Consider the following 11,444-nt stretch of genomic DNA (forward strand, 5'->3'; position numbering starts at 1 on the left):
AACCGGCTGCGCGATAGTTCGAAGCACCCGCTGCAGCTAATCCGGATCCGGCAGAGTTGATACTTGAACAATAGCATCGAGCAGGTTCACAGGAGGATCAAGCGGCGGGTCTGCCAATGCTCGGTTTCCAGTCCATTGCTACTGCAAGCGTGATCCTGGGCGGAATCGAGATGATTCACATGATGCGAAAGGGCCAAGCGAAATACGCCCGGAATTCACGGCCGTCGCTCGCTGCTCAATTCAACCTGCTCGCAGCATGAACGCCTCGCGGATATCTCGGGTCCCTTGGACTTAGCTCAAATTTGCGACGGAAAAGAGCGTGTGCGCGGCGCCCCAACTTTCGGCCACCGCCGCCCGGGCGGAGATGCTCGGGATGCGCGTAGCGTATCTGTCGCCAACTGCTCGGGTCTCAAGTCAACCAGATGGGATCTCGCAACTTGCTGCCGATCTCCAGTCGACCCACAGGACATCGCCAAGGTTGAGCAGGAAAGCGCCATCAAGCGCCAGAAGATCCGCACGGAATTCGAGCAGGGGGTTCAGCGCCTGCTCCAAGAAAAGACGCGCATCGAATCGTCCCGGCGTGAAATGAAGGCCGAAGCGGAGAGGCAACTCACCGCAAAGGCTCAGGCTGAAGCCGATCTGGCCATTCTGAAGTAGGTGGTTTATCGGCTGACTGGCGTCTTTACGCCCACCGGCGTCCCGATAGATCGCTCCCGCAGCGGGGTCAACCCCTGCGCGGTGCGGGCGGCAGTCAGCCAACAAAAACCTTCGGGCTTCCGCAGCAGTTCCTATGATGTCGGCGGCCAATAACGGCATGAGATCCCGTGCCCATCGGCGATCTGATGCCACGGGGCAGTGCCGGTCCTGACATGATTTTCGCCGTGGCTGCACGGTCCGTCGTGATCCTCGTCGGCGGAAAAGCGGAACTCCGGGGGCGTGAGGCGGAGCCTTTTACGCTGGATGATCGGATCAGGGATAGGAACGGCGTTCAGCAGCATCTGAGTGTAGGGGTGAGCAGGCGTATCATAGACCTGCGAGGCATTACCCATCTCGACGATGCGGCCCCCGAACATCACCGCAACCTTGTGCGCGACCTCTCGAACGATCGCGAGATCATGGGCGATGAACAGATACGACAATCCGAGCTTGTCCTGCAGCGAGCGAAGAAGCGTCACGATCTGCGCCTGCGTTCGCACGTCAAGAGCCGATACCGGTTCGTCGCACACGACGAAATCCGGATTCACCGCGAGCGCTCGGGCAATGACGATTCGCTGACGCTGCCCCCCGGAAAATGCATTTGGGTAACGGTGCATCACGGCCGGATCCATATTCACGAGCTCCAGCAATTCCGCGACCCGCTCACGCATCTGGCTCGGCGGCACCGACCTGTGCACGCGAAGCGGTTCGGTCAGCGTCTGGGCGATGGTCATGCGCGGGTGCAGGCTCGAATAGGGATTCTGAAGAACGAACTGCATGTGCCGGCGCATCCGACGCAGGTTGGACGACGACATCTTGGTCAGGTCTTCGCCGAGAAGTTCCACCGAGCCCTGATGCACTTTCTGGAGCTGAAGGATCGCGCGACCGGTCGTCGTCTTGCCCGATCCGGATTGTCCGACGAGGCCAAGTGTCTGGCCCGGTGCGATATCGAACGAAACTCCCTTCACGGCCGCAAGCGGCGGATTTCCTCGTTGGGCCGGAAAGACGACCGAGAGGTCCCGTACCTGAAGCAGTGGTGCGTCAGTGGGACGTTTTTTGGCCAACCTCATAACACGCGACCGGCAGTATCGAGGCGCGGGACGGCGTGCAGCAGAGCACGTGTGTATTCGTGCGCCGGCTCCGCAAAGACACGCTCGACCGAGCCGGATTCGACAATTTCGCCCCGGTACATGACGTTTACCCGTTCGACCATCCCGGCAACGACTCCGAAATCATGTGTGATCAGCATAAGCGACATCCCGCGTTCCTCCCGCAACCGCATCAACAATCGCAGGATCTGCGCTTGCACGGTGACGTCGAGGGCGGTTGTGGGTTCGTCTGCGATCAAGAGATCGGGATCGCACGAGATGGCGATCGCAATCAGTACACGCTGCCGCATTCCACCCGAGAACTGATGCGGATGATTGTCCGCCCGACGTTCCGGGTTGGGAATGCCCACAAGATTCAGTAATTCTACGGTCCGTTGCCTGATTGCCCTCCCACGAAGCTCCGTGTGCCGGCGGACGATGTCGTCGATCTGAGATCCAATCGTCATGACCGGGTTGAGCGATGTCATCGGATCCTGAAAGACCATGGCGATACGACGCCCGCGCAGATCGCGCATCGCCTTTTCATCCAGTTGCAAAAGGTCCTGGCCCATGAAATCGACGGAGCCGCCCAGGGCAATCGAAGTGCCCTCGGGGGCCAAACGCATGATCGCCCTCGCGGTTACGCTCTTGCCGCAGCCCGATTCCCCGACGAACCCGACGGCCTCGCCCGCCGCGATGTCGAACGAGATGCCCCTCACGGCGTGGATCTCTTCCTTGCGGGTCGCGATCCGCGCGGTGAGGTTCCGCACTCTCAGAATCAGGGTCGGGTCACTCAACGCCAGCTCCCCACATCGAGAACTTCGCGCAGCCCGTTCGCCAATACGATGAAGGTCAGCGTCGCGAAGACGATGGCGGTCGCAGGTCCCACCACCGTCAGCGGCGCCAGCTCCATGAATTGTCGGGCTTCGGAGAGCATCCCGCCCCAGTTGGGGTCCGGTGGCGGTGGCCCGAGGCCGAGAAATGAAAGCGCCGTCACGGTGAAGATCGTGTGCGACAGGGTGAGACTGGTCGCCACCACAATGGGTGAGATCACCATCGGCAGCACGTGACGCAGCACCAGCCTTAATTCACTGACGCCAACACTCCTCGCCGCTTCCACGTGATCCCATTCCTTCACGCTCAGCACCGGGCCGCGCACGACCCTCGCCATGGCGGGCGTGTACACGATCGCGATTGTGAGAATGAGGTTCGGCACCGTCGGCCCTAAAGCCGCCACCACTGCGATCGCCAGCAGGAAGACCGGGAACGCAAACACCACGTCGAGTACTCGCATGATGATCTCGTCCACCATGCCGCCGAGATAGCCGGAGAGCAGGCCGAGAACCAGTCCGGCGGCGAGCGCGAGGAACACGGCAACCGCGGTGATCAGCAATGTCGTGCGGCCGCCGACGATCAGGCGGCTCAACACGTCGCGCCCGATCGAATCCGTGCCGAGCCAATGTTGCGCACTTGGGCCGGCGAGGGAATTGGGTGACGTCTTTGAAGGATCGAAGGGGGCGATCAGCGGAGCAAACACCGTGACGATGATCAACACGGCCAGCATCGCAATCCCGAGCCCCAGGAGCAATTGGCCATTTGTGAGACGCTGGCGCTTGTCCGCAGGGGGATTCTGGCTACCCGCCGTATCAACCATCGCCCTGACGGTGCTCATGCCTTGACCCTCGCATCGACCCGCGCATACGCAATATCGACCAGCATATTGACCAGAATGACCACGCTCGCAGCCAATACCACGATTGCCTGGATCACCGGATAATCGCGACTGTTGATGGAATCGAACAGATACTGACCCATGCCGGGGATTGCGAAGATCGTCTCGACCAGAATGCTGCCGCCGAGCAGCGATGCGACCTGGAGTCCGGTCACCGTGATGATCGGCGTCAATGCATTCCTGACGAGGTAGTTTCTCAACACGGTGCGTGGCAAAAGGCCTTTGGCCCGCGCTACCATGACGAAGTCTTGGCTCGAAATTTCAAGGACGGCTGCCCTCGTGTTCTCCGAGATCGTGACAGAGACGGCCAACGCAAGAGAAAACGCCGGGAGAAGCAGGCTCCCCAAATTGGCTATCGGGTCGCTCAGGAACGGCGTGTAGTTGAAGATCGAGAGCTGAGGGAAATATAGCCCGGCCAGAAGCACGATCAGTGTTGCGACCACGAAGTTCGGCACGGCGAGGATAAGACCGTTGTAGATCCGCACGAACCAATCCGTTCTTCCGCGCATGCGCGCCGACGCCAATCCGGTGGCTATGCCCATCGTCATCGCGATGATGGCAGCGATCAACGTGAGTTGAAAGGTGACGACGAATCGAGCTGGCAGCTCGCTCAGCACAGGTTGTTTGGTGACGAACGACCTGCCGAGATCGCCGGTCAACGCGTGGCCGAGCCAGAGGAAATATTGCTCCAGCAGCGGGCGATCGAGACCGAGGTCGCGTCGGATGGCATCGAGCACCTCCGGCGAAACGCTCTGTGACCCCGCGGCCGCAATCGCGAAATCGCCAGGCAGCGCGCGCATCAGCATAAAGGCGACGAACGAAACGCCCAGCAGGATCACCAATGTCCAGGCGAACCGGGTGAGAACCACGCGTATCATCGGATAGCCGGCCTGTGCCGTGCGCGCGAGGCCATGGCTACTTCTTCACCCAGGTCGTTCGCACGAATGAGCGGATGTTCGCGGCAAGCGGCATATATCCCTTCGCGTAATTCCACCAGATTTCCCAGCGCAACGGATATTGGTAGGTCTGGATGACGTACGCATTCTCCGCAATGTGCCGCTGGATCTGCAAATTCTTGGCGGCCCGGCTGGCAGGATCGACATCGGCGCGCGCCTCAGTGATCAGTTTGTCGAGCTGGGGGTCGGCGATACCCATCGCAGTCCCGAATTTGCTGTCCGATTTGACGTACTGGAAGATCGCATCCGCGTCCGGCGTCCACGAGAGTGCAACCGAGAGAAGCGTCGGCCACCCCCCGGTGCTCCAGAGATTGAGCAGCGGCGCAGTCTCCATCGGAGTCAGTTTCACGGTGATCCCGGCGGCCTGCCATTGTTGGTGGAGGATTTGTGCGCATGCGACGTCGAGGGGATTGGCCGCAACGACGATGTAGTTGCCGAGATCGATCCCATCCGGATAACCCGCCTCCGCGAGCAGCTTTTTGGCCGCGGCCGCATCATGCTTGTAATAGGGCATCTCACCGACACCGTCATACCCACCGACCTGGCTTTCCGGAATCATTGCACCGATCTTGCCCGAACCCCCCAGAACAGTGTCGAGGCACGCTTTTCGATCTGTCGCGAGGCTGAGCGCACGCCGCACCCGGATATCGTCGAGCGGTTTGGCTTTCATGTTCAGCCAGATCGGGAAGGTCCGCGATGTTTGGCCCGGGGCCGAGACGAGATCCGGCGAGGTCTTCGCCATGAGCGCCGCGACCTTTGGGTCTTTCAGCCACGTCATGTCGATTGCCTTCGACCGCAGGGCGGACGAGAGGGTCGCCTGGTCCTTATAAAATTTGAACACAACCTTGGACAGAAAGGGCAGGCCCTTTTCGTAGTAATTCGGGTTGGCCGTCAGGGTAAATTGCTGATTGGGCTGATAGGATTCGAAGACGAACGGGCCGGTGCCGACGGGCTGGGTGCTGAGATTCTCGACGCCCTTCGGGACGATCGCGCCATCAGGGTTGGTCGCCAGGTAATTGAGGAACGCCGCATCGGTGGTTTTAAGCTCGAATTTGACGGTGCGCGGATCCAGAACCGTCACGGCCTTGATGCCCGAATACTGAGCTCGAAGTTTGCTCGCGGTGGCGGGATCGAGGATCCGGTCGAACGTGTACTTCACGTCTTCGGCGGTGAAGTCCTGCCCATTGTGAAATTTCACGCCCTCGCGGAGCTTGAAGACATAGGTCTTGTCGTCAGGGCGCTCGTAGCTGACGGTCAGATCCGGTTCGATTTTCATATCGGCGGTCCACCGCAGCAGACCGGTGTAGATCAGCCCCGTGAAATCGTAGGATGAGAAAGCCGTGACCGTGGTGGGGTCAAGTCCGATCGGATCGGCATCGGCCCCGATCGTAAGGGTGCCGCCGGCGACCGGAGTTTCGGAAGGGCCGCCAGCAGCGACGGCGAAGGATGGACCGACAAGCATCGCGCCTCCCATCAGCCCCAGACGAAGCAGGTTGCGGCGAGAGAGGTCATAGGCATCATCAAAGCTTGGTCCGGCTGTCGTAGATGAAGGTGTCTTCAACATGTCGCATCCTTCCGTTCGTGATGGATTGGTCAGCAGATTTCCCGCAGGTGCGCGCTTGGCGCATCAAAGAACATTTCTTCGCCTCAACGCGCCAACAGCATCTGCCGCGGCCGCGAGCGTTTCATCGACGATGCCCTGATCATGCTCCGACGACATGAACCATGCACCTCGTTCAAGCACTCGCACGCCACGTTCCAGCAGCGCCGTTGCGAACGCAACATAGGCCGGGCGGTTCATGCGAGCGAGATCACGGTAGTCGAGTGCCGGCGTGTCCAGACCGAACGCCACGTGGAAGACTTGCGGGAAGCCCGTGACGCTCGCGGGAATGCCGGCCGAAGCAAAGATGGTGCGCAAGCCGTCCATAAGACGCGTTCCATTGCCCGCGATGGCGTCGTAGAGCGCGGGAGTCAGCGATTTCAGCGTGGCCACTGTCGCCGCCATGGCGATAGGCTGGGCATTGTAAGTTCCGCCATGCAGCACGCCGCCGGTGGCGCAGAGTTCCATAAGGTCGGCCCGCCCGGCAATCGCCGCGACCGGGAAACCATTGGCGATCGCCTTGCCGAAGGTAGCAAGGTCCGGCGTTACGCCGAAATATTCCTGTGCACCTCCGGGCGCGATCCGGAAGCCGGTAATGACTTCGTCGAATATCAGAATCGTACCGGTCCTCGTGCAGATATCGCGTACACCCTCAAGATATCCGGGCAGCGGATGGATGGCGCCGGCATTGCACATGGCGGCCTCCATCAGAACGGCAGCGATATCCCCCACTGCCAGCCGCTTCTCCAGAGCAGCAAGATCGTTCCACGGCAGGATCGCAAGCGCCTCGGCCGTGGTGGAAAGCTGGCCTTTGCTGCCGGCGAATGGAACGGGTGCTTCACGCGGACCAGCGGCGTCGAGCGGCGGTGCAACCGACCAGAGGACATTGTCGAACCAGCCGTGATAATGACCCTCGAACTTGACGATCTTCTCGCGTCCGGTGGCGGCGCGGGCGAGGCGGAGCGCCGCTTGAATGACCTCGGATCCGGACGAACCGAACCGCATCCTTTCGGCACAGGGCACCATTTCGCAAACCAGTCTCGCGGCTTCGGCCTCGATCGCCGTCTGTCCGGCGAGGAGAATGCCTTTCTCGATCTGCGATGTGACCGCCTCCACGATTACCTGCGGTTTGTGACCGAGGATCATCGGCCCCATGCCGAGATAGTAGTCCGTCAGCCGGTTCCCGTCGGCGTCATAGAGATACGCACCATCTCCGCGCTCGATCACGAGGGGTGTGGGCGAGATATTCAGACGGAAATTGCTGTTGACCCCTCCTGCCATCCATTTGGAATTTTCCCGGATCTGGCGCGCAGATGTCGCGAAGGTCATCATCCTTCCCGCATCTGCTGAAACATCCGGCGCTTTGTACTTGGTCATTCGGGAACTCGCAAAGGTGCTGAAATTCGTAGGCTGATTGATCGTTGGCGTGCTGTTAGATGGGATCGAGGGGATAGATAGGACGTCGAAGTTTCTGATAGGGCAGGGCGCGCAGATCGCTGGTGCAGGGTCCGGGGGTCGTGACGGTATAACTGGCGGCGGCGATCCGGTCGTAGGCCCGGCGATGCGCGACGGCTGCTTTCACGCCGATCACCGACAGGCTCTCTGGCTCGATCCCTTGCGAACGCAGCTGGCCGAGATCGAAGGGCGGCGTTTTACGGCTGGTCAGAAGAACGGTGACGGCGCCGTCGATTTCCACAACCGCGCACGGCCCCATGTCGAAGGAGGAGCCTTGGGCCGCCGCGAGGTGGCTGTTGAGATCTTCCAGCGCGAACCTTCCGTCGGTCAACCGGAGAAGTTTGGCTGTCACTTCGACCGGTCCTTCATCCAGCGATGTGCGTTTTCCGCCGATGCGGATGAGCCGCTCCTCACCAGGCTTTGCATTCTGCAGGCTTGCGACCGCCTCAGGATCGGCAATCACCACAGCCGCATTCTTGATTCCAAGCCGCAGCATCCCTCTCAGTACCGCCGTACAATCCCCGGCAGCTCCGCCGCCGATATTATCCGCCGGCTCTACGATGATGCTGGTCCCCCGTGGATTACGGCTTGCGGCGGCAAGAGCTGCGTCCAGATCCCACTCATCCGGTAGACCGTGGTTGCGCAATTCTGTCGCCAGATCGACGAGTGAAGCGAGCGCTGCTTCGGCTGCCTCGTCGCTCCCGGTCGTGACAAGCGAGAAGGCAACACCTGCGTCTCTGACATCCGAAAAGGAAAAGCCCGCAACGACGTTGACCGCCCAGATCGAGGAATCCGCGGTCTCGATCTGGCGGGCCAGTGCTTCGAGGTCGCGCATCGGCGTATCGGCGGTTCCTGTCCCCGTCGGCGGCCAGAGAATCGGCGCATTGCGCACCCTCATGCGCGGCGTAACGCCCTCTCTGAGAGAACGGGAAAGAAGCCGGGCGGATCGCACGGCGGATTCGCGCGCGTCGGTATGGGGGTTTTCGCGAAAGCACACGAGGCAGTTCACGTGATCGGCCATCATGTGGGTGAAAGTGGCATGTAGATCGAAGACTCCGAACACCGGAAGCGTGTCCGCACCCGGAATCCCGCGGATGCGGCGCAGCAACTCGCCTTCGGGGTCTCCGCATTCGCTGGTGACGGCGGCGCCATGCAATCCGAGCCAGATGCCATCGAGCGGCGCAGCAGCCAAAGCCCTCAGCAAACCGGCCTCGACCTCGCTCCAGAACTGCTCGAACACGACGTGGTCGATGGTTCCCGAAGGAAGCGCGGAATACTCCGCCACGGGAACGAGATCCCATCCTTCCTGCTCGGCAACTTCCAGAAAGCCGTCGACCATCGAGGCGTCTCCGCGCCGGCCCATGAGCGCCGCGTCGCGCCTGATCCCGAAATCCGCCAACGACGTACGATCATTCACGAAGGTATGTGTCTCGTGAAAGAAGCTGGCGAACAGAATTCTCGGATCGTGTCTCATGCCGCCCTAGACCACCCTCTCGTCAAAGTTCACTTGCGTTCTATATTATGGGACGCTGCGCGAGCGTTGGAACCAGAGTAGAGATCAATAGGCTTTGTCGTCAATCCTCTCGTTGAAGGCACGTGTTTATCGTTCCGGTATACCGCGTAAACTTTGCGTCAGCTTCCAACCGCCAATCTGCGCGTCCCACAATGTAGAATAGAACCAATCGTGTCCATTCGAGGCAGCTCCGCCCGCTCGTGGCGCTCGTGGTCGATCGGCTTCGACATCAGGGCGCCTGCTAGCCGTCGCTGACATCGCGGTGGATCGTTTCATCGAAAGCAGGCGGCCTCGATCCAAGACTCTTATCGTTATCGCGGGTCTGACCGAGCACGGTAACGAAAGTAAGCGCAAACTTCTCCGAGGATTTGCAAGACGAACATGACAATTTCCGCGGCTATCGAAAGAGCTTTGCGAGAATGGACCGGAAGCTGACGGAGGTTCGGTTGTAGGCTCGGTTATAGGCAGCCTTTTTGGGGTGTGTTAGAAACCCCCACCCTCGAGGCGCTTTGAAGCCAAGGCTGTGTCGGATCATCCGCTTTACGGATGTTCGTGCGGCAAGGCTCCTTTTGAGGCTAGGCTTTCTGATACCGAACTTCATGTGTCCCCCCGAGCCGCTAACCTGACCGAGTGTATTGCTGGAGTCGAGCTATGGTGGATTTTAGGTGACGGCCGATCAGGCGGCGTTTCAATCAGCCCTTTAATTGCGGGTCTGAGTCAAGTTGGGGTCCGTTGTGCCTTCGCCGGGGTCATGGTCTTTTTCTAGGTCAGTGCCTCATGATGATGGTCGGGTTGGGTGCCTCAACGTACGCAACGAAGTCCGGACGAACCGTCGTCAGCTGATTGACTGAGATCACCACAACCACCGTCCCGGCGGGGACATCACGGGTTCCGCGAGCCGGATGCCGATCCGCTTTGAAAGGCGCATCCCCCACGCTTTCAGCGTCGACCATTTCTTCGTGCGATGCATCAGAACACTGGCCGCCTCATAGAGATAGCTTCGTAACAACCGATCACCCCAGCGTGAGACACGGCCGTTGATGTCGGTTTCTCCCGATTGCTTTCGTTTCGGCGTCAGGCCGAGATAAGCACCCACGTTGGCTGCGGAACGAAAGCGTGAAGGATCGTCGATTGTGTGGCGGAAGGTGAGCGCCGTCACCACGCCGATGCCGGGAACCGTCATCAGCCGTCGCGTGGTGTCGTCTTGGTGAGCAAGCTGTCGAACCTGTCTGTCCAGTTTCTCCTGCTCACGACAGACCTGCGCATGAATGGTCAGCAAAGAATGAATGACAGGAGCCAGCCCATGCCTGTCACCGATCAGGTCCAGGACCTTCCGTCGGAACTGCAACCCGATGGATCGCCCTAAGAGCAAGCCGTATTCCTTCAGCATGGGCCGAAAGCAAGGAGGGCCTTGAAAAAGCGCTGGCTCTTCTGAAGTCAATAAAATTCTGACATGAGCTACCGCGTGTGGGCTCAAAAGCCGGAGCCACGGCCCGATCTTTCGAGCCGTGGTCGCGCTAATTATCTAGATCGTCTTTTTCAGTTCTTTCGCAGCGCGGAAGGCAATCTTCTTGGAAGCCTTCACTCAAGCCTTCTTTCTCTTAAATCGAGCGAATCTCTCATGCCAGGATTTACGAATGGCTCGACGCGCTGGAAGGGTCCCGTCGCAAATTTTGAGCTAAGTCCAAAGGACCCCGAGATACCCGCGAGGCGTTCATGCTGCGAGCAGGTCGAATTGAGCAGCGAGCGACGGCCGTGAATTCCGGGCGTACTTCGCCTGTCCTTTTCGCATCATGTGAATCATCTCGATTCCGCCCAGGATCACGCGGGCGGTAGCAATGGACTGGAAACCGAGCATCGGCAGGACCCGCCGCTTGATCCTCCTGTGATCCTGCTCGATCCTATTGTTCAAGTATCAACTCTGCCGGATCCGGATTAGCTGCAGCGGGCGCTTCGAACTATCGCGCAGCCGGTCGGCGGGATCGCAGGATACGATCGCCTCACGATTGGTTTGGCTGCCATCAATGACGATCTGCTCGGGACGGCCATGGCGCTTGAGCGCTCGGCTTAGAAAGCGTTTGGCGGCAGCCAGATTACGCCGTTCGCTAAACCAGAACTCGACCGTGTCGCCACTGCTGTCGACGGCCCGATAGAGATACATCCACTGGCCCCGTACCTTGATATATGTCTCGTCGATGTGCCATTTCCGGCTGACGGCGCGCTTGCAACGGTTGAAGCGCTCAAGCAGTTCGGCGAATAGCGAATAACCCATCTGTGAACCGTCGCATGGTCGACCGAGATGCCTCGCTCGGCCATCATCTCTTCGAGATTTCGCAAGCTCTGGCCATAGGCCAGATACCACCGAACGCAGAGCAGGATTACCGAACGATCAAAATGCCTGCCC

At 59.9% G+C, this 11,444-nt stretch carries 8 protein-coding genes and 3 pseudogenes; 1 reads left to right on the forward strand and 10 read right to left on the reverse strand.

Annotation, left to right across the window (positions count from 1 at the left end):
• Positions 1–260, forward strand: a pseudogene (locus tag FEZ63_RS25255) (DDE-type integrase/transposase/recombinase); the annotation flags it as partial.
• A 154-nt stretch (positions 261–414) separates the two neighbouring features.
• Here the strand turns inward: FEZ63_RS25255 and FEZ63_RS20970 are convergent.
• From FEZ63_RS20970 to FEZ63_RS21020, 10 genes and pseudogenes are all read right to left on the reverse strand, one after another.
• The gene (locus FEZ63_RS20970) at positions 415–816 is read right to left on the reverse strand and encodes a hypothetical protein (RefSeq protein ID WP_150948170.1); all 402 of its coding nucleotides are present in this window, start codon (positions 814–816) and stop codon (positions 415–417) included.
• Positions 789–1,766 carry an ATP-binding cassette domain-containing protein gene (locus FEZ63_RS20975; protein ID WP_150948173.1) on the reverse strand — a complete coding sequence of 326 codons (978 nt, stop codon included), beginning with the start codon at positions 1,764–1,766 and terminating at the stop codon, positions 789–791. Before FEZ63_RS20975 ends, FEZ63_RS20970 begins: the two co-directional genes overlap by 28 nt.
• A complete protein-coding gene (locus FEZ63_RS20980) occupies positions 1,763–2,581 on the reverse strand; it encodes an ABC transporter ATP-binding protein (protein ID WP_244622918.1) in 819 nt (272 codons plus the stop codon). Before FEZ63_RS20980 ends, FEZ63_RS20975 begins: the two co-directional genes overlap by 4 nt.
• Positions 2,578–3,456: an ABC transporter permease gene (locus FEZ63_RS20985; RefSeq protein WP_150948179.1), complete on the reverse strand. Its 879-nt coding sequence runs from the start codon at positions 3,454–3,456 to the stop codon at positions 2,578–2,580. Before FEZ63_RS20985 ends, FEZ63_RS20980 begins: the two co-directional genes overlap by 4 nt.
• Complete coding sequence (locus tag FEZ63_RS20990; RefSeq protein ID WP_150948182.1) at positions 3,453–4,385, reverse strand: ABC transporter permease; 933 nt, start codon at positions 4,383–4,385, stop codon at positions 3,453–3,455. Before FEZ63_RS20990 ends, FEZ63_RS20985 begins: the two co-directional genes overlap by 4 nt.
• Positions 4,386–4,431: 46 nt before the next feature.
• Positions 4,432–6,036: an ABC transporter substrate-binding protein gene (locus FEZ63_RS20995; protein ID WP_150948185.1), complete on the reverse strand. Its 1,605-nt coding sequence runs from the start codon at positions 6,034–6,036 to the stop codon at positions 4,432–4,434.
• Positions 6,037–6,099: 63 nt separating this feature from the next.
• A complete protein-coding gene (locus FEZ63_RS21000; protein ID WP_244622919.1) occupies positions 6,100–7,449 on the reverse strand; it encodes an aspartate aminotransferase family protein in 1,350 nt (449 codons plus the stop codon).
• Between the two features lie 55 nt (positions 7,450–7,504).
• Complete coding sequence (locus FEZ63_RS21005; RefSeq protein ID WP_150948188.1) at positions 7,505–9,001, reverse strand: M81 family metallopeptidase; 1,497 nt, start codon at positions 8,999–9,001, stop codon at positions 7,505–7,507.
• A gap of 928 nt (positions 9,002–9,929) precedes the next feature.
• Positions 9,930–10,436: pseudogene (locus FEZ63_RS26370) on the reverse strand (transposase); the annotation flags it as partial.
• A 318-nt stretch (positions 10,437–10,754) separates the two neighbouring features.
• Positions 10,755–11,444: pseudogene (locus FEZ63_RS21020) on the reverse strand (IS6 family transposase); the annotation flags it as partial.

Origin of the sequence: Microvirga brassicacearum (assembly GCF_008757455.1) — a bacterium.
Taxonomy (GTDB): domain Bacteria; phylum Pseudomonadota; class Alphaproteobacteria; order Rhizobiales; family Beijerinckiaceae; genus Microvirga; species Microvirga brassicacearum.